At 69.2% G+C, this 21,745-nt stretch carries 21 protein-coding genes; 13 read left to right on the top strand and 8 right to left on the bottom strand.

Going from position 1 to position 21,745, the window contains the following annotated elements; translation table 11 throughout:
* Window positions 1-20 precede the first annotated feature (20 nt).
* From ACIQRL_RS14350 to ACIQRL_RS14340, 3 genes are all read right to left on the bottom strand, one after another.
* The gene (locus ACIQRL_RS14350) at window positions 21-788 is read right to left on the bottom strand and encodes a polysaccharide deacetylase family protein (RefSeq protein ID WP_401331746.1); all 768 of its coding nucleotides are present in this window, start codon (window positions 786-788) and stop codon (window positions 21-23) included.
* Window positions 789-919: 131 nt separating this feature from the next.
* Window positions 920-2,305, bottom strand: a complete 1,386-nt coding sequence (locus ACIQRL_RS14345) for a diacylglycerol/lipid kinase family protein (RefSeq protein WP_401331343.1) — start codon at window positions 2,303-2,305, stop codon at window positions 920-922.
* A gap of 256 nt (window positions 2,306-2,561) precedes the next feature.
* Window positions 2,562-3,071, bottom strand: coding sequence for a winged helix-turn-helix transcriptional regulator (locus tag ACIQRL_RS14340; RefSeq protein ID WP_401331341.1), 510 nt, complete (start codon window positions 3,069-3,071; stop codon window positions 2,562-2,564).
* A 117-nt stretch (window positions 3,072-3,188) separates the two neighbouring features.
* Between ACIQRL_RS14340 and ACIQRL_RS14335 the strand changes: the two genes are divergently transcribed.
* From ACIQRL_RS14335 to ACIQRL_RS14310, 6 genes are all read left to right on the top strand, one after another.
* A complete protein-coding gene (locus tag ACIQRL_RS14335) occupies window positions 3,189-3,674 on the top strand; it encodes a PaaI family thioesterase (protein WP_401331339.1) in 486 nt (161 codons plus the stop codon).
* A gap of 124 nt (window positions 3,675-3,798) precedes the next feature.
* Window positions 3,799-4,443: a DUF1345 domain-containing protein gene (locus tag ACIQRL_RS14330; protein ID WP_401331337.1), complete on the top strand. Its 645-nt coding sequence runs from the start codon at window positions 3,799-3,801 to the stop codon at window positions 4,441-4,443.
* Between the two features lie 125 nt (window positions 4,444-4,568).
* A complete protein-coding gene (locus ACIQRL_RS14325; protein WP_401331335.1) occupies window positions 4,569-5,606 on the top strand; it encodes a Dyp-type peroxidase in 1,038 nt (345 codons plus the stop codon).
* Complete coding sequence (locus ACIQRL_RS14320; protein WP_401331333.1) at window positions 5,603-6,475, top strand: family 1 encapsulin nanocompartment shell protein; 873 nt, start codon at window positions 5,603-5,605, stop codon at window positions 6,473-6,475. Before ACIQRL_RS14325 ends, ACIQRL_RS14320 begins: the two co-directional genes overlap by 4 nt.
* Window positions 6,476-6,690: 215 nt before the next feature.
* Window positions 6,691-9,249, top strand: coding sequence for an ATP-dependent Clp protease ATP-binding subunit (locus ACIQRL_RS14315; protein ID WP_401331331.1), 2,559 nt, complete (start codon window positions 6,691-6,693; stop codon window positions 9,247-9,249).
* A gap of 108 nt (window positions 9,250-9,357) precedes the next feature.
* The gene (locus ACIQRL_RS14310) at window positions 9,358-9,636 is read left to right on the top strand and encodes a hypothetical protein (protein ID WP_401331329.1); all 279 of its coding nucleotides are present in this window, start codon (window positions 9,358-9,360) and stop codon (window positions 9,634-9,636) included.
* Between the two features lie 106 nt (window positions 9,637-9,742).
* Here ACIQRL_RS14310 and ACIQRL_RS14305 read toward each other — a convergent pair whose 3' ends face one another.
* Window positions 9,743-10,204: a GreA/GreB family elongation factor gene (locus ACIQRL_RS14305; RefSeq protein WP_401331327.1), complete on the bottom strand. Its 462-nt coding sequence runs from the start codon at window positions 10,202-10,204 to the stop codon at window positions 9,743-9,745.
* Between the two features lie 283 nt (window positions 10,205-10,487).
* Between ACIQRL_RS14305 and ACIQRL_RS14300 the strand changes: the two genes are divergently transcribed.
* The 4 genes from ACIQRL_RS14300 (at window position 10,488) to ACIQRL_RS14285 (ending at window position 14,832) form a co-directional block, all read left to right on the top strand.
* Window positions 10,488-12,800, top strand: a complete 2,313-nt coding sequence (locus ACIQRL_RS14300) for an FdhF/YdeP family oxidoreductase (RefSeq protein ID WP_401331325.1) — start codon at window positions 10,488-10,490, stop codon at window positions 12,798-12,800.
* A 174-nt stretch (window positions 12,801-12,974) separates the two neighbouring features.
* On the top strand, window positions 12,975-13,826 hold the full coding sequence (locus ACIQRL_RS14295; protein WP_401331323.1) for an alcohol dehydrogenase catalytic domain-containing protein: 852 nt from the start codon (window positions 12,975-12,977) through the stop codon (window positions 13,824-13,826).
* 288 nt (window positions 13,827-14,114) lie between these two features.
* On the top strand, window positions 14,115-14,417 hold the full coding sequence (locus ACIQRL_RS14290) for a hypothetical protein (RefSeq protein ID WP_401331321.1): 303 nt from the start codon (window positions 14,115-14,117) through the stop codon (window positions 14,415-14,417).
* Between the two features lie 10 nt (window positions 14,418-14,427).
* Window positions 14,428-14,832 (top strand): FKBP-type peptidyl-prolyl cis-trans isomerase, encoded by a 405-nt coding sequence (locus ACIQRL_RS14285; RefSeq protein ID WP_401331319.1) that lies wholly within the window; start codon window positions 14,428-14,430, stop codon window positions 14,830-14,832.
* Window positions 14,833-15,059: 227 nt separating this feature from the next.
* Here the strand turns inward: ACIQRL_RS14285 and ACIQRL_RS14280 are convergent, their stop codons facing one another.
* Window positions 15,060-16,451, bottom strand: a complete 1,392-nt coding sequence (locus tag ACIQRL_RS14280; protein WP_401331317.1) for a glycosyltransferase family 4 protein — start codon at window positions 16,449-16,451, stop codon at window positions 15,060-15,062.
* A gap of 57 nt (window positions 16,452-16,508) precedes the next feature.
* Window positions 16,509-16,910 carry a DUF4913 domain-containing protein gene (locus tag ACIQRL_RS14275; RefSeq protein WP_401331315.1) on the bottom strand — a complete coding sequence of 134 codons (402 nt, stop codon included), beginning with the start codon at window positions 16,908-16,910 and terminating at the stop codon, window positions 16,509-16,511.
* 519 nt (window positions 16,911-17,429) lie between these two features.
* On the opposite strand from ACIQRL_RS14275, the gene ACIQRL_RS14270 reads away from it, so the two are divergent.
* Entirely contained in the window at window positions 17,430-18,026 is a 597-nt protein-coding gene (locus ACIQRL_RS14270; RefSeq protein WP_401331313.1) for a DUF4328 domain-containing protein, read from the top strand.
* A gap of 60 nt (window positions 18,027-18,086) precedes the next feature.
* Here ACIQRL_RS14270 and ACIQRL_RS14265 read toward each other — a convergent pair whose 3' ends face one another.
* A complete protein-coding gene (locus tag ACIQRL_RS14265; protein ID WP_401331311.1) occupies window positions 18,087-18,368 on the bottom strand; it encodes a hypothetical protein in 282 nt (93 codons plus the stop codon).
* Between the two features lie 12 nt (window positions 18,369-18,380).
* Here ACIQRL_RS14265 and ACIQRL_RS14260 point away from each other — a divergent pair, with 12 nt between their 5' ends.
* Window positions 18,381-19,373: a LamG-like jellyroll fold domain-containing protein gene (locus ACIQRL_RS14260; protein ID WP_401331745.1), complete on the top strand. Its 993-nt coding sequence runs from the start codon at window positions 18,381-18,383 to the stop codon at window positions 19,371-19,373.
* Between the two features lie 906 nt (window positions 19,374-20,279).
* On the opposite strand, the gene ACIQRL_RS14255 is transcribed toward ACIQRL_RS14260, so the two are convergent.
* Window positions 20,280-20,453: a hypothetical protein gene (locus ACIQRL_RS14255; RefSeq protein WP_401331309.1), complete on the bottom strand. Its 174-nt coding sequence runs from the start codon at window positions 20,451-20,453 to the stop codon at window positions 20,280-20,282.
* A gap of 330 nt (window positions 20,454-20,783) precedes the next feature.
* Between ACIQRL_RS14255 and ACIQRL_RS14250 the strand changes: the two genes are divergently transcribed.
* Window positions 20,784-21,578: a polymorphic toxin-type HINT domain-containing protein gene (locus tag ACIQRL_RS14250; protein WP_401331307.1), complete on the top strand. Its 795-nt coding sequence runs from the start codon at window positions 20,784-20,786 to the stop codon at window positions 21,576-21,578.
* The last annotated feature ends 167 nt before the right edge of the window (window positions 21,579-21,745 follow it).

Here is a 21,745-nt window from a genome sequence, read left to right as displayed (position 1 = left end):
CGGAGTGAAGTGACGGACCGTCAGGGCCGGTACACCGTACCGGGTTCCGCTCTCCCCGGCGCCAGGAGCTGCGGCACGGTCACGAACACGTACCCGCGCTCCTTCAGCGCGTCGATGATCCCGGGTACCGCGGGCACCGTGCCCGGGTAGAGGTCGTGCAGCAGGATGATCCCGTCCCGGGACGACTGCTGCAGGACGCGCTCGCGTATCAGGCCGGAATCGTTCGTACGGTAGTCCTTGGCGGTCACGCTCCACAGGATCTCGGCGAGCCCCTCCTCGCGCGCGATCTTCTGCACCATGCCGTTCGTCCGGCCCTGCGGCGGCCGCATCAATGTCGGCTTGTGCCCGGTGAGCCGCTCTATCTCCTCGTTCGGACGGCGCAGTTCCTCTCGTATCTCCGCCGGCGAGATCCGTGTGAGGATCTTGTGGTCCCAGGTGTGGCTGGCCACCTCGTGGCCCTCGTCGGCCATGCGCCGCACCAGCTCCGGGTACTTCTCGATGTGCCGCTTGCCGAGCAGGAAGAAGGTCGCCTGGACCTTCTTCTCCTTGAGGATGTCGAGCAGCCGGGCCGAGTGTTCGCTCGGCCCGGCGTCGAAGGTCAGGGCGATGCACTTGGCCCTTCGGCAGTCCACCGTGCCGAATCCCGCCTGTCCGGCGGCTCCCGCTTGCGCCCTCGCGGCGCTCGGCGCGGTGGTCTTCATGGATGTGCACCCCGTCAGTGGCAGGGTCAGCGCGACGGCGGCGGAGATCGCGGCCACCGCGCGGAACCTGGTCGCCGGTCTTTTCATCTTCCTGGTCAGAGAAGGCATGCGGCGACTATATATGGAGTGTATACACTCGATGTATAGTGCTGTGAGCTGTGCAAACGCGCTGATCGGCTGATGTCGTCAGGAATCCACGGCGTGCCGTTCGGTGGTGCTCACGGGTGGTCGGATCGTTGCTCCGGCCCTTGCCCCGGCCTCGGCCTGTGGCCGCTGCGGTGCACGCCGGCCGTGCGGCCCACGAGCATCGCCATGGCGAACAGCCGGCGCCAGTCCAGAGCCGGCTGGACCGTGGGGACACCCGGCCGTTTCCTCGGAACGCGGACGCGGAGCACGCCGGGCTCGACACGGCAGCGCACCGGGGTGGGCAGGACCATCGCCTCGCCGTCGATGCCGACCTCCAGCTCGTCGCTGTCGGCATCGACGACCACTTCGCGCGCGGTGAGGACCGACAGGCCCTGCGGGGCCGGGGAGAGCAGCAGGGCGGCGGCCTCGACCGCGCTGTCCACCTTGACGCCGAGGATGCCGAGCACTCCCCAGTCGAGCCGCTCGCGGCGGCCCAGACCGGCCGGATCGTCCGTGCGGTAGGGGTTGTTGCTCACCAGCAGCGCCTGCGGCGCGTCGAGCGTCGTGCCGGCGGCCCGGGCGGTCAGCCGCGGTCCGCGCTGGCGGGTGAGCAGGTCCGGAAGGAGCTGCATGATGGTGCCGATCTTGTCGTCCCGGTAGGCGGGGTCCTGGACGACCGCCGCGTACGCGCCGAACGAGGCGTTGTTGACGAAGGGGTGCTTCCCGGCGAAGCCGAGGTCCACCCGGAGTTCGACCCCGTTCGTCAGGGCGTCCAGGCAGGTGGCGGGGTCGTCGCGGTCGAGGCCGAGGTCCATGGCGAAGTGGTTGCGCGTACCGGCCGAGACGACGAGGAACGGCAGCCCGTGTTCGGCGGCGACGGCCGCGACGAGCGCCTGTGTCCCGTCACCGCCCGCGACGCCCAGCAGATCGGCTCCGTCCGCGACCGCCTGCCGGGCCAGCTCGGTGACGTCCTGATGGTGCTCCGGGTCGAGGAGGACGACGCGGGCGCCGAGTCGCTCGGCCTTCTCCACGAGACGGAACCGTTCCACCTTGCCGCCGCCGGACCGTGGATTCATCAGGACGAAGGGCCGGCGCGGCGGTGGGGTGCGCCGCTCCTTCATGGGCCGGACCCGGCCGCGGGCGCTCCGCAGCGCGTAGCGGCCGCTCCACACGGCGACGATCCACAGCAGGGGGGACAGCAGCAGCGTCCACAGCAGCGTGACCGCGAGGATCACGATGACGGCGATGGGCACGGCGACCGCCAGCAGCCCCGCGATCCAGCGCAGCAGGCCGCGCCGGGTCAGCACCCACCACAGCGCCGCCGCCGAGACGGCCATACCGGCGAGGGCGGCGAGGAGGAGCAGGAGTCCGCGTACGCCCCCGAAGGCGAGCGGCAGGGCCACGGCGAGCGCCGCCGATGCCAGCGAGACTCGCGCCGCCCACCGTTCGCGGGCCGCCGGACCCGATTCCGTGCTCATCGTTCCTCCACTGGGTCCCTCGCGTGCCGCGGTCACCGGACGAGAGGCGCCGTTCCCCGAGTCACGGGGACCCTGCGTGGCCTCGGTGCCACCGCGACCGGTGGCACACCCGTTCCCCCCGTCGCGCGGACCATGCGTCCGTGCAGCGCGGACACACACGGCCGACGCGCAGGGACGGCCCGTATGGGGTCACGCTGTCACGAGCCGGGCTCCCGCACCACGAGGCGGCCGGTGTCCCGGCCCGTGTCCTGGCCGCTTACCGGTCGGTTCCCCCTCCGGACGCCGGTCGGTCGACGGCGGGGTCCGCGTGCCGCGCCGAGGGGCCGGGGCGGGTGCGTGCCTCCGGCGGAATCAGCGCGCCGTGCCCCGCGTCGCACACGACCACCGTGTGCACCTGCTCGCCGCAGTCCGCGTGCACGACCTCCAGGGGCGGCCCTTCGGGATCCGCCGTGTAGCGGTCGCCCCACTGTTTGAGGGCGATCATGGCGGGCCACAGCTCCCAGCCCTTGCGGGTGAGCCGGTACTCGTAGCGCGTGCGGCTGCCGGGCTCGCTGTACGGAACGGTGTCCAGGATCCGGGCCGCGACCAGCTTCCTCAGCCGGTCCGCCAGCACGCTCTCGGAGAGCCCGACGTGCCGCCGGAAATCGTCGAAGCGGCGTACACCGTTCATGGCGTCCCGCAGGACCAGCATCGACCACTTCTCGCCGACCAGGTCGAGTGTCCGCTGGACCGTGCAGTTCTCGGTACTTGTGTCGAGCCACGTCATGCGCACCATCGTAGGCTGACTGTGAGATTGACAGCCAGGTGGAGGACCGCCTAGCTTCGAAAAACAGAGTCAGGTCACGGAGCCGGGCCACCGAGGAGCGGGGAGAGTGGGAGAACCATGGGCAGGTCTCGTACGTACGACTGGCAGGACCCGGCCGTCTCCGCAGCCGCCGTCGGCGAGTACAGCGGTCTCGACTTCCTCCGCGCGGTGCGGGCCGGGCGGCTCCCCGCACCACCGATCACGGCGACCCTCGGCATGACCCTCGAAGAGGTCGAGCACGGCCGGGTGGTCTTCGCCCTGGTCCCGGGGGAGGAGCACTACAACCCCATCGGAAGCGTCCACGGGGGCGTCTACGCCACCCTGCTCGACTCCGCGGCGGGCTGCGCGGTGCAGTCCGTGCTGCCCCGGGGCACCGGATACACCTCGCTCGACCTGAACGTGAAGTTCCTGCGGCCGATCACCGTGGACACCGGTGAGGTCCGCGCGGTCGGCACCGTCCTCAGCAGTGGCCGCCGTACGGCCCTCGCCCAGGCGGAGCTCTTCGACGCGGCCGACCGGCTGCTCGCCCACACCACCAGCAGTTGCCTGCTGTTCTCCGTGTGACCCGCCGCCTCACCGTGCGATCCGGCGCCGCGCTCCCTCCGACGGGGCAAGGAATTCGGGCCCTCCCCGTGGGCGACGGGTTCCGTCGGGCCGACCGGCGTTCGCGCGGATACCGTGACGGTGTATGAGGACGAGACTGCCGGGTCTGCCCCTGGACGCCGTGCCGCGCCTGACCGGCGCGGTGGTCCTCGGTGCCGTGGTGGGGGCGGCCGTGGGCGTGGGGACCGATGTCTTCCTCGGCCTGCTGGCCGGGATCGCCGCCACGGAACTGTTCTTCGTCCTGGCGGGCTGGGCGGTGCTGTGGCCGATGACGGCCGCGGCCACCCGCGACAACGCGCGACGCGAGGACTTCCGGCCGCTGGCCGACGAACTCGTGGTGGTCGCGGTCGCCCTGTGCGGGCTGTTCACCATCGCGCTGCTGCTCCTGCGCGGCGGCAGGGCCGACGACGGCCACGCCGCCGCCGTGACCGCTCTGTGCGGGGTCTTCCTGGCCTGGGCCGCCCTGCATCTGATGTACGCGACCCGGTACGCCTACGTGTACTACGACGCCAACGGCGGCATCGACTTCAACACGGACGACCCACCGGCCTACCGCGACTTCTTCTACTTCAGCTACAACCTCGGAATGACCTACCAGGTGTCCGACACCGACGTCTCGAGTCCGAAGATCCGCTCGATCGTGCTGAGGCACTCCCTCCTGTCGTACGTGTTCGGCACCAGCATCCTCGCCACGGCCATCAACGTCGTCGTGGGGATCGTGAGCGGCTGACGGCACCTGAGGCGCGCCCGGCTCTGGTGCGGTTTGCCCCGGGACGAAGCAGGATGGGAAGGAGAACCGACCGGTCCGCACCGACGGACACCTCCGCGTCCCATGAATCACGAGGAGGCCGACTCTTGGCCGAGCCACAGGCTGTGGTCTCCCGACCGGCCGGGGCCACCGTGTTCCTGGTGGTCACCGTCACGCCGGGGCACGAGGGCACGGTCCGGGGCCTGCTGGAGGATGTCTCGGGACTGCGCCGTTCCGTCGCCTTCCGGGCACCCGGTGGCGATCTCGGCTGTGTCGTCGGCATCGGATCGGCGGCCTGGGACCGGCTGTTCAGCGGGCCCCGCCCCCAACAGCTGCACCCGTTCGTGGAGTTGGCGGGCAAGCGCCACCGGGCCCCGTCCACGCCGGGAGACCTCCTGTTCCATCTCCGGGCCCGCCGCACGGACCTCTGCTTCGAACTCGCCCGGCTGATCGTGGAACGACTCGACGGCGCGGTCACCGTCGTCGACGAAGTCCATGGATTCAAGTACTTCGACGACCGCGACCTGCTCGGTTTCGTCGACGGCAGCGAGAACCCCGAAGGCCGGCCGGCCGCGGACGCCGTGATCGTCGGCGACGAGGACCCCGCCTTCGAGGGCGGCAGTTACGTGATCGTCCAGAAGTACCTGCACGACCTGCGGACCTGGAACGCGCTGCCGTCGGACGAGCAGGAGAAGGTCATCGGGCGTACGAAGCTCGCCAACGTCGAACTCCCCGACGACGTCAAGCCGGCCGACTCCCACGTCGCGCTCAACACCATCACCGGCGAGGACGGCGCCGAACGCAAGATCGTGCGGGAGAACATGCCGTTCGGCACCCTGGGAGAGGGCGAGTTCGGCACCTACTTCATCGGCTACGCCCGCACCCCCGAGGTGACCGAGCAGATGCTGCGGAACATGTTCCTCGGAGACGGCAGCGCCCCGCACGACCGCATCCTCGACTTCTCGACCGCGATCACCGGATGCCTCTTCCACGTGCCGACCGTCGACTTCCTCGACGAACTCCCCGCCGCCCCGGGCGAGCGGGCCGCGGACGAGCGGCCGGCGGAGCTCCCCACAGCGTCCGGCGAGCGGGCGGCGGCGGACGGCTCACTGGGGATCGGCAGCCTCAAAGGAGTCCGACCATGACCACGTCCGACGACATCGCCATCGCCCCCGTTCCCGACTCCAGCGCCGGCAATCTGCACCGCGAACTCGCCCCCATCACGCCCGCCGCGTGGAACGAGATCGAGGACGAGGCGCGCCGCACCTTCCGCCGCAACCTCGCCGGACGGCGCGTCGTGGACGTCTCGGGCCCCGACGGCCCCGGACTCGCCGCCGTCGGGACCGGTCATCTGTCCGGCATCGACGGGCCGTCACCCGGCGTCGCCGCGCGGCTGCGCCAGGTACAGCCCCTGGTCGAGCTGACGGTGCCGTTCAGGGTGAGCCGCGCCGCCGTCGACGACGTGGACCGGGGCGCCAAGGACTCCGACTGGCAGCCGGTCAAGGACGCCGCCCGCATCATGGCGTTCGCCGAGGACCAGACCGTGTTCAACGGGTACGCGGCGGCCGGTATCGACGGTCTCCGTGCCCGCACCTCCAACCCGGTGCTCCGGCTTCCCGCGGAGCCGCGCGACTTCCCGGACGCCGTCAGCCATGCCCTGAGCACCCTCCGGCTGGCAGGTGTGCAGGGACCGTACGCGCTGCTGCTGGGCGCGGAGGCGTACACGGCGGTCAGCGAGACCTCCGACCACGGCTACCCCGTCGCCGCCCACCTCGGCCGGATCCTCGACGGCCGGCTGATCTGGGCGCCCGCCATGGAGGGGGCCTTCCTGCTCACCACCCGGGGCGGCGACTACGAACTGCGGCTCGGCGAGGATCTGGCCATCGGCTACGCGACCCACGACGCCACCGGCATCGACCTGTACTTCCGCCAGACGCTGACGTTCCTGGTCCACACGGACGAAGCCGTGGTGGCACTCGACCCGTGGACCGACCCGGGCACGGACCGGGTCTGACCTCGCCGGGCGCGCGGCGCTCGGCAGGGTTCCGCCCCGGCCGCCGGCCCTGTTCTCCGACGCCCGTCAACGCGCCCTTTCCCTCGGGGAGTTCCGCCCTCCCCAGGGAAACACCGCAGGCCAGGACCCTCGTGGCGCAGACGGCCGCTCCGGTTGCGGAGCAATAGGCGCCGCGAAATGGTGGAAAGGACTCATCGTCGCACCGGGAGCTGCCCATGTCGATGTCGTCCTACGGTTTCGGCTCGTCCGATCCCTTCGGAGAACTGCTGAACCGCTTCTTCGGGATGTCACCCGCGTCCTCGCCACCGGCGGTGCAGCGGGTGCCCATCGGACGGCTGCTGACAGAGTCCTCGCAGGAGCTTCTCAACCTGGCCGTGCAGCGGACGCTGCAGGACGGGTCCTCCGATCTCGACACGGAGCATCTGCTGTGGGCCGCCACGAAGGTGGAGCCCGCGCGCTCGCTGCTGGTCCGCGCGGAGGTGGATCCCGACGCCCTCGCGGCCCAGCTGGCCGAGGTGCTTCCCCGGGAGACCAGCGAACCGTCCTCCGAACCGGGCCTCACCCCGGCGGCCAAGCGCACCCTCGCCGCCGCGTACGCCCGCTCACAGGCGGCCGGAGTGTCCTACATCGGCCCCGAGCACATTCTCGGCGCCCTGCTGGGCGACGCCGACACCGGTGCCGCCCGGCTCCTGCGCGCCGACGGACAGGACGCGCAGAAACTGGCGGGACTCACGGAACGGACGGCCCGCCCGGACAGCCGTCCCTCTGATCCCGACAAGCCCGCCACGACCCTCGACGAGTTCGGACGGGACCTGACGGAAGAGGCGAAGGCCGGGCGGCTCGACCCGGTCGTCGGACGGGCCGAGCAGATCGAGCAGACCATCGAGATCCTCTCGCGACGGTCCAAGAACAACCCCGTGCTCATCGGCGAGCCGGGCGTCGGCAAGACCGCGATCGTCGAGGGACTCGCGCAGCGCATCGTGTCCGGAGACGTCCCCGACACCCTGAAGGGCAAGCGGGTCGTCTCCCTCGATCTGTCCGGCATGGTGGCGGGTGCCCAGTACCGCGGGCAGTTCGAGGAGCGGCTGAAGAAGGTCATCGAGGACGTCCAGGCATCGGACGGAGAGATCGTCCTCTTCATCGACGAACTGCACACGGTCGTCGGCGCGGGCGCGACGGGCGAGGGCTCGATGGACGCCGGCAACATGCTCAAACCCGCTCTCGCCCGCGGGGAACTGCACGTGGTGGGCGCGACGACCATCGACGAGTACCGCAGGTACGTCGAGAAGGACGCCGCGCTCGAACGGCGCTTCCAGCCGGTGCTGGTCCCGGAGCCGACGGTCGAGGAGACCGTGCAGATCCTGGAGGGCCTGCGCGACGCGTACGAGGCACACCACCAGGTCCGTTTCGCCGACGGCGCCCTCGCCGCAGCGGCGGAACTGTCCGACCGGTACATCAGCGACCGGTTCCTGCCCGACAAGGCGATCGACGTGATGGACCAGGCGGGCGCGCGGGTCCGGCTGCGCGGTGCCTCGCGCTCGACCGAGGTCGCCGAACGCGAGGACCGCATCGCGAAACTGCGCCGGGAACGCGACCAGGCCGTCGCCGCCGAGGACTTCGAGAGGGCGGGACAGCTCAAGGGGCGGATCGCCGAGACCGAGGGCGAACTCGCGGGCATCGAGGAGCGGCGCGCCGGTGTCGTCTCCGTGACCGCCCGCGACATCGCGGACATCGTCTCCCGGCGCACCGGAATCCCGGTGTCCCAACTCACCGCCAGCGAGAAGGAGAAGCTCCTCAAGCTGGAGGAGGAGATGCACGCCCGGATCGTCGGCCAGGACGAGGCGGTCACCGCCGTCTCGCAGGCGGTACGCCGCAACAGGGCCGGCATGGGCGACCCGAACCGTCCCGTGGGTTCCTTCCTCTTCCTCGGCCCCACCGGCGTGGGCAAGACGGAGCTGGCCAAGACCCTCGCGGAGCTGCTCTTCGGCGACGAGAGCCGCATGATCCGCTTCGACATGAGCGAGTTCCAGGAGAAGCACACGGTCGCGCGTCTGGTCGGAGCGCCTCCGGGCTACGTCGGTTACGACGAGGCGGGCCAGCTCACCGAGAAGGTCCGCAGACAGCCGTACAGCGTCGTGCTGTTCGACGAGGTGGAGAAGGCGCACCCGGACGTCTTCAACACACTGCTCCAGATCCTCGACGACGGACGGCTCACGGACGGCCAGGGCCGCACCGTCGACTTCCGGCACTGCGTCGTCATCATGACGTCCAACATCGGCGCCCATCGCATCCTGGACCACAAGGGAGAAGTGTCCGATCTCAAGGACGTGTTGATGGACGAGCTGCGGACCCGGTTCCTGCCCGAGTTCCTCAACCGGATCGACGACATCATCATCTTCCACAGCCTGAACGAGGGCGATCTGGCGCAGATCGTCGAGCATCTGCTCGAGCGGAGCGGACGCCGGGTGCACGCGCAGGGCATGAGGCTGGAGGTGACGGAGGCGGCCAAGAAGCTGCTGATCGCCCACGGCCACCAACCGGAGTTCGGCGCACGCCCGTTGAGGCGCACGATCCAGACAGAACTCGACAACAGGATCGCGGAGCTCCTGCTCGGTGGCGAGGCCGAACCCGGCGACACGATCGTCGCCGACGACCGGGACGGCTCCGTCCACTGCACCGTGCGCAAGGGCGCCCCGGGCGGCGACACCCGGGGCGGCGCCGCCGGGGCGGAACGGGGGAGCGGCAAGGCCGCCGCCGACACACAGGACGAGTGACCACCGTACGAGTGACCACCGTACGACGAAGGACGGGACGGAGGACTCCTGACACCGAAGACGTACCCGGGCGCGCGAACGCCGGGTAGTCGTTTGAGGAGGCTGCGCATGACGCACCACAAGTCCAACCGGGCTGTCGAAGGCGATCCGGAGCACGCCCACAACAGGGGAATGCCCCTGCGCTCCGACGATGACGAACTCCACGCGCGTACGGTCCGTGAGCGGCGGGAAGCCGGTCTGCTGGGCGGTCCCCTGGAGGACCCCGAGGCCGATTACCGGCGCGAGCGGGTGGAGATCGATCTCGAGGTGGGCGCCGGCCGGATCCCGACGGGCAACTTCACCCGGCGGACCCGGGACCCCTACCCGCCCTCCAGCTACGGGGACTGATCCCACCGCAGGAGCGAACGCACGCAGGCACCACGGACGCCGCAGGACCCAATCGACCGCGCCGGACGACGAGTTCACGTACGCGCCGCCCGGCACGGTCGGGTGACTAGCCCAGGGAGACCACGACCGCGCTCTCCGGTCCGTCGGGTGCCTGGAAGTTCACGGAGTCGCCCGCCCGGTGGCCGAGGAGAGCCCGCCCGAGCGGGCTGTCGGCCGTGACGAGCGTGCGGTCCGACACGGCCGCGGTCTCGCCGATCTGGACCGTGTCCGTCGTGCCGTCCGCGAACCGGACGGTGACCGTGCTGCCCACACCGACCACGTCGGTGGGCGGCGGACCCGCCACGTCCGCCTGCGCAAGTCGCGTGGTGATCTCGGAGACACGGTCGTCCAGACGCCGGAGATCGTCGGCGCGCTGCAACTCGTCCGCTTCGTCGGCGTGGTCGCCCACCTCCGCGTCGGAGTCCCGCAAGGTCGCCGCGACCGTGGCGCGCTCGGCGTGGAGGTCGCCGAGTTCTTGCTCCAGAGCCTGCCGGGCAGCCTCGCTGATCGGTGCTGGTTCGCTGGGCATGCCTACTCCTCGATGGGGCGAAATGTGAGGTGAAGAAGAGCGATATCAGAGTATCTGCATATTTTGATGCGTTATTGAGTCGAATCGCGATGAAATGTGATGTATGGAATCGTGGGTGCCCGGAGTTCAGGACGTTTCCTGACGCGCTTCCCGATGCGCTTCTCGAAGTCCTGCGAGTGAGGGAGGTCCCGATGTCCTCGAAGCGACGCCGGAAGAAGAAGGCGCGCCGCAAGCACGCCGCGAACCACGGGAAACGACCGCAGTCCTAGGCTCGGTGAGACTCTTGAACGCATCCCAGAACGGCCAGGACGGGCGGGAACCGCGAGTGGGGCCCGCCCCCCGGGGTGAACCGGACTTCCACCCCTACCATCACCCTGCGGCCGGCTGGGGTGCGGCCAAGAGCGTGGGGCAGTTCCTGGTGCGCGGACGCGCCCTCGTGGACGGCCCACGCGCGATCATGCGCATGAACCACGAGAACACGGGCTTCGACTGCCCCGGATGCGCGTGGCCCGACGACATCAAGGGCCTGCACCTGGACATCTGCGAGAACGGCATCAAGCACGTCACCTGGGAGATGACGGGCAAGCGGGTCGGCCGCGCGTTCTTCGCCGCGCACTCGGTGACCGAGCTGTCCGGCTGGTCCGACTACGACCTGGAGGACCAGGGCCGGCTCACCGAACCCATGGTCTACGACCCGGAGTCGGACCACTACGTGCCGATCAGCTGGCGCGACGCGTTCGAACTCGTCGGCCGCACCCTGCGGGAACTCGACGATCCGAACCGGGCCTCCTTCTACACCTCCGGCCGTCTCGGCAACGAGGCCACGTTCCTCTACCAGTTGATGGCCCGCGAACTGGGCACGAACAACCTGCCCGACTGCTCGAACATGTGCCACGAGGCCAGCGGTCGCGGGCTCCAGGCATCGCTGGGCACCGGCAAGGGAACTGCCGACCTCAAGGACTGGGAGGCCACCGACGCCCTGTTCGTCATGGGCGTCAACGCGGCGTCCAACGCGCCCAGGATGCTCACCGCCCTGGCCGAGGCGTACCACCGCGGCGCCCAGATCGTGCACATCAACCCGCTGGTCGAGGCGGCCGCCACCCGCACCATCGTCCCGCACGACTTCACGGACATGGCCGTCCTCAAGTCCACCCGGACCAGCACCCTGAACCTCCAGCCGCGCATCGGCGGGGACATGGCGCTCCTGCGCGGCATGGCCAAGGCGATCCTGGAGCAGTCGGGCACCGATCCCAAGGCCCTGGACCAGGAGTTCATCGACCGCCACACGGCGTACTTCGACAAGTACCGTGCGGTGTGCGAGGCCACGTCCTGGGACGAGATCGAGCTCCAGTCCGGGATCGACCGGGACGGCATCCTCAAGGCGGCACGGGTGTACCGCGACGCCGACCGGTCCATCATCAGCTGGTGCCTCGGTGTCAGCCAGCACGAACACGGCGTCGACACCGTGCGCGAGATCGTCAACCTCCTTCTGCTGCGCGGCAATCTGGGCCGCGAGGGCGCCGGTCCCTCACCGGTGCGCGGCCACAGCAACGTCCAGGGCAACCGGACGTGCGGCATCGACCACCGGCCGGGCGAGGAGTTCCTGGACCGGCTGGCCGAGGTCTGCGGGATCGACCCGCCCCGCGAGCACGGCATGGACACCGTGGCCACCATCCGGGCCATGCACCGCGGAGACGTGAAGGTGTTCGTCGGCATGGGCGGCAACTTCGCCCTCGCCGCGCCCGACACCCCGTACACCTACGCGGCCCTGCGCAACTGCGACCTGACGGTCCAGGTGAGCACGAAGCTCAACCGCAGTCACCTCGTGCACGGCCGGCGGGCGCTCATCCTGCCGTGCCTGGGCCGGACCGAGAAGGACCACCAGCGCGGCGGCATCCAGAGCACGTCGGTCGAGGACTCGATGAGCATGGTCCACCTGTCCGTCGGCATGAGGCGCCCCGCCTCGAAGCACCTGCTGTCCGAGCCCGCCATCGTCGCCGGCATGGCGCGCGCCGCGCTTCCGGACAGCGGCACTCCGTGGGAGTGGTACATCGAGGACTACGACCGCATCCGCGACACCATGGCCCGGGCCCTCGACGGGTTCGAGGACTGCAACCGCCGGGTCCGTCTGCCGCTCGGCTTCCGCATCAAACAGCCCGCCCGCGAGCTGGTCTTCCTCACTCCGTCCGGCCGGGCCGAGTTCTCCGCGGCCCCGCTGCCCGACGTGGTCCCCGCCCCCGGCACCCTGGCGCTCGGCACCATGCGGTCCCACGACCAGTGGAACACCACGATCTACTCCGACAACGACCGCTACCGGGGCATCAAGAACCTGCGCACCCTCGTCTTCATGAACGAGGACGACATGCGCGAACGCGGCATCTCCGAGTTCGCGCCGGTCGACATCGTCAGCACCGCCAAGGACGGCAGCCACCGCAACCTCGACGGCTACCTGGCCATCCCCTACGACATCCCCCGCGGCTGCGCGGCCGGCTACATGCCGGAGATGAACGTACTGTGCGCGATCGGCGACTACAGCGTCCAGAGCGACCAGCCCCTGATGAAACACGTCAAGGTCACGATCGCACCGGCTGGTTGAGCGCCGGGGGCGTGCACCAGGTCTCGCTCGTCGCCGCTGCCTGGGCGGGCCCGGCGAGAGCGCCTTTCTCCCGTCCGGTCCCGACCGCTGTTCACCACGACCGGAACCGGACGGAAGACGCGTGCTCGACCTCAGGCGCGGGTGGCCCGGTCGGCCAGGCGCTCGACGGTGTCGATGACCTCGGCGACGAGGGACTCGGTGTCCGCGATGGTCGGATACGTGACATCGGCGACGGTGTGGAGGCCGCGAACGGGGAAGGCGTACTACGAGGGCTGCGGCCGGTGCGACTGGTGTGCGGAGGGTTCGGAGAACCTCTGCCCGCGTCCGGCGGCGAAGGTCGGCTTCGACTCCGACGGCGGCCTCGGCGAGTACTACCTGGCCCGTTCCCGCAGCTTGGTGCCGATCGCCGATTCCGTGTCCTTCGCGGAAGCCGCCGTCCTCGGTTGTTCCGGCACCACCGCGGTACGCGTGGTGCGGTCGGTCGCCCGGGTCGCCCGGGACGAGACCGTCGCGGTCGTCGGAGCCGGCGGTGTCGGGCTGGCCGTGATCCAGGTCGCGGTGGCCGACGGGGCCCGGGTCGTCGCGATCGATCCGCACGGACCGAGCCGGAAGCAGGCCCTGGCCTTCGGCGCCGCCGATGCTCTCGACCCGCTGGCCGGTGACCCTGTCGAGCAGGTGCTCGCGGCGACCGGGCACGAGGGCTGCCACGCCGTCATCGACACGGTCGGCAACGAGCACACTCCGGGGCAGTCCGTGCGCATGGCGCGGACCCGCGGCCGGGTGGTCCTCGTCGGCTACACGGGCAGGCCGGCCACCCTGGACGTGCTCGATGTCGTCGTCCGCGAAACCGAGATCCGAGGTTCCGTCGGCGCCACCCTCGCCGACGCCCGGACCGTCATGGACATGGCCGCCCAGGGTCTGCTCCGCGGCTGCATCGACACGGAGTACCCGCTGGACCAGGTCAACACCGCACTCGCCCACCTCGCCGCCGGCGGCGTCAACGGCCGCCTGGTCGTCACACCTTGACCAGAAACGGGGCCAGGTTCCGCGAGGCACCCGAACCGATGCAAACCGACGAGGAAACTCAGAGTCAAGACGGTGGGCGGGTGATCGCCGCGCGGGTCACCGGGCAGGGCTGCGGTTGCACGGTCTACGACCAGGTGGCCGGCGTGATCGCCGCCGTGTCGGACGTCCACCGATACCAGTCGCCGGCCCTGGGTGGTGACCACGTCGACATGGTTGTCCGGCGGCTGGAATCTCGCCGCGTCTTCGAGTTCCAGCGGCGTGGGCCGGGCGGAGGTGCCGTAGCCCTCCTTGTCCACGGACCAGTTGGAGGCCGTCTGCTGGGAGCTGTCCTTGCCGACGGCGACCAAGTGGCAGGCGTTCGGTCGACATGTCTCGCAATGTGCCGACAGCCGTCTGCGCCTCGTCTCGTTCTGGCGATTACTGCGTGACCTGCGCGTGCCGGTCGCGTTCGTCGGCTGCGCGAAAGATCATCACGTGCGGCCGCTGGATCTGGTGTGCTCCGGGGTCGGCATTCTCGGTAGCGTGATCACCTGCCGCATGGAGTGTCCAGGTGTCCGGCTGGTCCGTGCGGCGGTTTCCGACGGAACGTGATGAGGCTGCAATGAGTGAACTGACGAAGCCCGAGGTCGACGTTCCGGAGGGTGACGCTCCTACCGAGCTGACCCTCCGGGACCTGGTCGTCGGGGACGGGGCTGAGGTGAAGCCGGGCATGGTGGTCAGGGTCCACTATGTCGGGGTGACCTTCGAGTCCGGGAAGGAGTTCGATGCCTCCTGGGACAGGGGCCAGCCGTTCAAGTTCGCCCTGGGCGGCGGCAAGGTCATCAAGGGCTGGGACCGAGGGGTGAGGGGGATGAAGGTCGGCGGCCGGCGCGAGATCATCGTTCCCCCGCGTCTCGGCTACGGCAATCAGTCCCCCTCGCCGCTGATCCCGGCGGGCTCGACCCTGGTCTTCGTGGTGGACCTGCTGGACTCGTATTCCAGCACCACCGGGTGGAGCAACGCCTAGCCTCGAAACTTCGTGACGGTCTGCCGGTTTCTCTGATGGGTCATTTCGATGTGTCTGGCCAGTTCAGGGCGCCTTTGTGGCCCGACTGTCGCGTGGACTGCTGCCGGACACCGGGCCGGGTACGCCTGGGTGCTGCCGCTGCCCCTCCCACTGCCCCTCCCGCGCACCCGGACCGGTGCCCGCGTCGGCCCGGGCCGGCCGGGCCCGCTCCCGTCGGGCCGGTCCGCTCAGAGCGCCGACGGTCTGGCGGTGGGCTGGGGGGATCCCTGCACGGGGGCCGCCGGTGGATGGCTGTTCCCCGACTGCCCCGTGGTGGCGTTCGGAGAGGTGAGGCTCGCGGCATCGACTATGAACTTCACATCGCCGCCCGGCAGTTGCTTCGAGCCGAACACGTTGCCGTCCTTGGCCGTCATTCCCGCTGTGACCAGGGCCGTCCCGGCGTGCTCCCAGGTGTAACCCTTCAGCACGTTGTGCAGTTCATAGGCGCCGATCTTGCGGTCCACCCAGTTGTCCGAGACCTTCTCGATGGCGTCCGCCCAAGCGATGTGCCGCTGCGAGACATCCTCGGGTGTCATGACCACGCTGTCCCTGCCCAGGTGGGCCGCACCGCGCTCGGGGTCCTGGAGGAACTTGGCCGCACCACTGTCCCGGTTCACCAGGATCGGAATGCAGTGCGCGGCGGCCTCCGTGGCGACCAGGCCGAAGCCCTCGGTCTTGGACGGCATGATCACCACATGGTTGGCGTGCATGTCGTCGACAAGGTCCTGCTTGTCCTTGGTGAAGGGCTTGACGGTGACCCTTTCCGCGCCGCCGGCGAGTTCGGCCGCAGAGGCCTGCGTCGCCTCGAGCGTTTCCTCCTTCGCGCCGCGGATGGTGAGATGCACGTTCTTGCCGTTGTCGTTGAGATGCTTCACCGCCGCCAGGGCGTCGCCGCCCCCCTTCATGGGGTCATCCATGCGCCCCATCAGCAGAACGTTGAGCTGTTCCTTCGGCGAGGGCGGGATGAAGGTCTTGACTGTTTCGCCACCGGGCATGAGATCGAGCCAGCTCTTGGCCCCCGCGGTCTCCGCCTGAAGCCGCCGGATGTCCTCGGCCAGTGATCCGCCGACAGCGACACCGACGCGAGCCTTGCTGAGAATTTCCTTCTCGATCTGCGCCTTGACCCGGCCTGCCTCCGTCCGCATCTTCACCATGCCCGGGTCGTCCGGATTGGTGATCTTGGCCTGCTCCAGCTTCTCGGGAGAGGTGTGGAGAAAGTTCATGTGCACGGCGTCCGGATACCAGGCAGACTGCATGGCGGACGCCGCAGGTCCGGAGAACCGGCTGTGTCCGATGACGATGTCGTACTGGCCATTTCCCTTGGGCGGGAGGCCGAAATCCGTCGGATCCTGCCGTGCCGCGTTGAGTATCGTCTCTATCTTGTCCTCCCCCTCCACCGGGGGAACTGTGTGAACCTTCGCATCTCCGTGGCTTTGCGCGTTGTCCGTCACATAGAGCAGGTCCACTTTGTGGTTCTCGTTCGCCGCGAGCCCCTCGGTGAGGAGCTGGTTGAACACGGGCACTCCGCCGAGCCCCATGCCACTCTCGTTGGAGACAACGAGGATGCGTGTCGGTGCCATTCCGGTTTCTCTTCTCTTCTGCGCTCGGAAGGTATTTGGTGGGGATCAGGATCTGGATCAGCCGTCGTACACGTCGACGCGTGGCGGGTGCTTCGGTCGGTGGTTTCCGGGTTTGCAGCCCGAGAAAGGTCCCGAGGGGTCGCGCAGAAACGTCATCGCCGGTCCCAGGAAGTCCCGGTGCCACATGGCGGGCCCGTTCATGCCGGCCTTGGCGGAGGTCATTTCCTGCCATGCCATCCACAGGCCGTAGAGGTGGGCCATCGCGTCGGGGTGCTCCCACCAGCGCGGGCACCACGGGGCGCGGGACGACTCCTCTCCGGCGTAGACCGGCAGCAGGAGGTTGTGCACCCAGATGGCGAGGCTGCGTTGAGCCGTCGTCAGGTCGTCACCCTGCTGGTAGAGGATGAACGGGGGCGGGCCCTGTTCCGCTTCCTCGCCGCCGGTGATGTCGTCGTTCATCCGGTACGCGTCTCCTCTGTCCTCTCGTCGGCCCCGTCGGGATCTGCGAGCCGGCGGTTCTTCTCAGGTGCGGACGAGATCGGGCATGGGCGTCCTTTCCCTCGGCGCGATTCCTTCGGGTTCGCGTGCTGCCCCGTTGGTGCGGGGTGCCCTCGAAGGACCACAACGGGGCCGTGGTACGGGGGGTTCAACGCCCGGAGGGGATTTCTTCGGCCCTCCCACAACCCGCGAACATCGCTGAACCAACCACCACCCGCGAACATCGCTGAACCAGCATCCCGGCGGACCCGAACGGAGCGATCGGAACTGGCACGCTTCAGAGGAATACCCGCGGTCACGTCGCTTGAGTGGTGTGTCGACGGCCACTCGGTGATCTCGGCGGACCGGCTGGAGCGTCACGCGCGGGGAATCGGCCAAGTCCGGGGCGGATGGCGGTAAACGACTCCACGAGGGTTGACGCGGTGGGCGCCGGGGCGCTGTGATCAGCAGCTGGCGATCTTGAAGCGAAGGGCTGTTCCCATGGAGGCACCATCTGCCGACGACACCGGGGAGCTGGAGTCCGCGCCGACCGCGCCGCAAGAGCCCCTGGCGGATCCGCGGAAGATCGCGCGGGTCGCGCAGGTGTTGATCGTCGTGTACACGCTGACGCAGCTGGGGCTGTGGCTGGCCGGGGGGACGAGGACCGCGGCGTTCCGGATGGCGGTGCCGCTGCTGCTGCTGACGACGGTCGGGTCGGCGATCGCCTTCCTGGTGTGGTTCCGGCGTTGCCGGGAGAACGCGGAGATCCTGGCCCCGGGCACCCAGAAGTACAGTCTGGGGCTCGCCGTCGGGGCGTGGTTCATCCCGGTCGCCATGTGGTGGATACCGCGCCGGGTCGCCGCCGACATCGTGCGGGCGAGTGGCGTCGTAGGCGGTACGGTCCTGGTGAATGTCTGGTGGGGGGTCTGGCTGGTCAAGACGGTGGGCGGGTTGATCGCAGCCAGGGTCACCGGGCAGGGCGGCGGTTACACGGTCTACGACCAGGTGGCCGGCGTGATCGCCACGGTGCTGGTCGTGCTGCTGATCCGGCGGATCACCGCCGCCCAGGCGTCCTCGCCCAGGGCGTTCCTGATCTGAGCGACGCGACAGCGGACAGGACGGCTGAGGGGGTACACGCGATCTCTGGCGTGTACCCCCTCAGCCGTCCCTGTGCGGCGTGGGCCAGTGGTGTCGGACGTCCACCGATACCAGTCGCCGGCCTTGGGTGGTGACCACGTCGACATGGTCGTTGTCCGGCGGCTGGAGTCTCGCCGCGTCTTCGAGTTCCAGCGGCGTGGGCCGGGCGGAGGTGCCGTAGCCCTCCTTGTCCACGGACCAGTTGGAGGCCGTCTGCTGGGAGCCGTCCTTGCCGACGGCGACCAAGTGGCAGGTGAGCCGGCCGCGCACACCGGAGAGCTTCGGGCTCACCGAGGTGCCCACCGCTTGGGCGTCATGCCGGCGGCGGTCTTCATCCCCGGTGGAGTTGTTCCTGCAGTCGTGCACTGGTACGCCGGCGGCTCGGTACAGATCGGCGCCAGCGCGTACCAGGGCGTGCCCACCTCGTTCTTCCCCGGCCAGATCGACGACGTACGACTGTACGACCGGCCGGTGTCCGCGGGTGAGGTGCGGGAGTTGTACAAGACCCGGCCCCTGGTGAAGGGACGCTGGAAGCTGGACTCCGCTTCCGGTAGCCCGCTGACCTCCCCGGACGACCTGCCCACGGCGGCCGACCGGCACCCGCTCACCCTCGGCGGCAACGCCGCGGTGGACGTTTCCGGAAACAGCACCTATGTCGGCACCGGCGGCGGCCTGCTGCTCGACGGCAACGGCGACTACGCGGCGACGGCCACCTCGCCGATGCACACCAACACCGGCTTCACGGTCGCCGCGTGGGTGACCACCGCGGCACGACCTCAGCAGCCGGTCACGGTGCTGAGCCAGGCGGGCGTCAACAACAACGGTTTCGTCGTTCGCTATGTGCCCGACCCGCCACCCGCGGGTGAGACCGACTCGATCAGCGGTCACTGGCAACTGGTCATGTCCGACGCGGACTCCACCACCGCCACCAGCGTGTCCGCCGAGCACACCAACTTCCAGAACAACACGTCCTGGAACCACCTGGCCGTCGTCTACGACGCCTTCAACGACCAGATGAGCCTGTACGTGGACGGCCTACGCAGACAGACCCTGTGCGCGGACGACGATGACGACGGCACGCCCAACGTCCCCACCTGCACCGAAAAGGTCTCCTGGAACTCCAATGTGACCTCCTTCGACGCCACCAAGGGCCTGCAGCTCGGACGCGTTAAGACCGGCAGCAGCACCTGGGGCGAGTACTGGCCCGGCGCGATCGACGACGTCTGGGTGATGGAGGGCGTGGCTACGGACGCCCAGATCGACGCCCTGGCCAATGGCGCCGAACTGGCCACCAACCCCGGTCCGTGACCAACGGACAGTCGGTGAAAGGGATGTACACCAGCGCTGTGAAGACGAAGTAGCGCTTTCAGACCGCGGCCTCACCTGCCCAGATCATCCGATGTGCCAAGGGCGACGGTCAGGCCGCGGTCTCCTTCCACGGACCCGTCGTCGAGCCATCGAATAACGCACCGCCGTGGGGGCGGGCCCACTGGTCCGCCCCCACGGATGCCGACAAGTCCTCCTGCAGCCGATGGTTCGGACCCGTCAAGACCGGCTGCGGCACCCGGATCGCATTCCGGCGAGGCGCGATCGGCGACGTCCGGGTGATGGAGGGCGCGGCCACGGACACGCACATGGCGGCCCTGGCCAACGACACGGCGCTGCCCTCGGCTTCCGGTCCGCAACCGGGAAACCGAAGCCGGGAAACAATGAGAAAGGAACCGTTTTGACAACGAGTAGACGAGCCCGCCACAGAATCGCCGTGACCATAGCGGCGGCACTGGTGGGCACCCTGCTGCAAGGGGCCGTGACGCCCACGGCTCAGGCAGATGACATGCCGGGTGTCCCGGCGTCGGAGAAGGCGCTCACGGGCCACGGTGTGAAGTCGTTGCCGCGTGGGACGGAGGACGAACCCCGGGTGCCGGCGAAGGCGCCCCGGCACGCCTGGCCGCGCGCCGGGACGGCGACGGTCACGTTGAAGCCGGGGGCCAAGGCGGTCGCCCGGCGGGTGGGAGACCTTCCGGTCTCCCTCACCACGCCGGCCGCCAAGGCGCACGCCAAATCGCTGACCGGTGCCGCGACGGTCAAGGTCCTGGACCGGAAGGCGGCGCAGAAGGCCGGTGTCGACGGGCTGCTGTTCTCGGTGCGCCGCGATCCCGCGGCCACCGGTGACCAGGTCGGCGTCGGCGTGGACACCTCCGCGTTCGCGCAGGCTTACGGCGGCGCGTACGCGTCGCGGCTGAAGCTGGTGCAGCTGCCCGCGTGCGCCGCGACGACCCCGGAGCTCGCGAAGTGCCGCAGCGGTCGGACCATCGACGCGCGCAACAGCGGGACGACGCTCACCGCCACCGCCACGGTGGGTGCCGCACCGACCCTGCTGGCAGCCACCACGGCCGCTGCGGGCGGTACCTCCAGCGAGCACGGGGACTACTCCGCGAGCGAGCTGTCCGCCTCGGCGACCTGGTCTACCAGTCTCAACTCGGGCAGCTTCTCCTGGTCCTACGACATGCCGGTGCCGGGTGTGCCCGGCAAGCTCGCCCCCTCGGTGGGTCTGTCGTACTCCTCCGGTGGCATCGACGGCCGCACGTCGGCGACCAACAACCAGTCGTCGTGGGCCGGTGACGGTTTCGCGCTGTGGCCCGGTTCGGTGGAGCGCAGCTACAAGCCGTGCGCCGACGACGACGTGAAGAACGCCGACGGCAAGAAGCCCGGTGACCAGTGCTGGGCGTACGACAACGCGACGATCTCGTTCAACGGTCACGCGGGCGAGTTGATCCCGGACGGCACCGGCAAGTTCAAGATCAAGGGCGACGACGGCACCAAGGTCGAGCGGGTCTACGGTTCCACCACCGACGTCCGCTCCAACGGCGCCCGCAACGACGAGTACTGGAAGGTGACGACCACCGACGGTACCCAGTACTTCTTCGGGTACAACCGGGGGACGAGGTCGAGGCGGCTGATCCCAGGACCGGCAGGCACAAGGGTCCCCGCAAGGTGGTCGCCCGCCTTGTCCATCGCGACAACGACCTCCTTGATCTCACCGTCCGGGACAGGGGGGACCGGATCGTCACCCTCCACACCACCGCCGGGCATCCCTTTTGGGACGAAACCACCCATGCGTGGACCGGTGCTGCTGAACTCGTGCCCGGGCACGACCTCATCACCGCCGATGACAAGCGAGTCACGGTCGTTGATGCGCTGCAGCGGCCTGGCGCCGCAGACATGTACAACCTCACCGTCGAGGAACTGCACACGTACTATGTGCTGGCAGGAAGTGCGCCGGTCTTCGTTCACAATTCGGGCGTGTGCCCGAAGGCGGTCGAGGCATTTTGGCACCCGGGCAGTTTCGAAACTTCTGCAGCAAGCTTCGAGTTTCACTTCGTTGAACGGCATGGAGCTCGTGCAGGCGTAACGCGCGAACAGTACCTGCAGGATGCCAAAGAATGGGCTGAACCGCCTGGCGCAGCCAGGAGGAAAGGTTGGCTTGAACGCAAAGAGGGCGCCCATGGATGACGGAGAGTTCGGCGTGAAATATGTCGATCCCAGGACTGGTATGGGTGGAATCCTTGGGCCGGACAAAAGGATCGTATCCTTCTGGTACTCGGCTGAAGATGCCGGTTAGGATGGTGGTACGGATGTCGTTGACTTTCATGGATTCCTACACTCTGTGGCGCCGAGTA

This window comes from Streptomyces sp. NPDC091209 (assembly GCF_044757755.1).
GTDB lineage: Bacteria > Actinomycetota > Actinomycetes > Streptomycetales > Streptomycetaceae > Streptomyces.
Note: the sequence above shows the minus strand (reverse complement) of the source record. Positions and strands in the feature narration are given on the sequence as shown.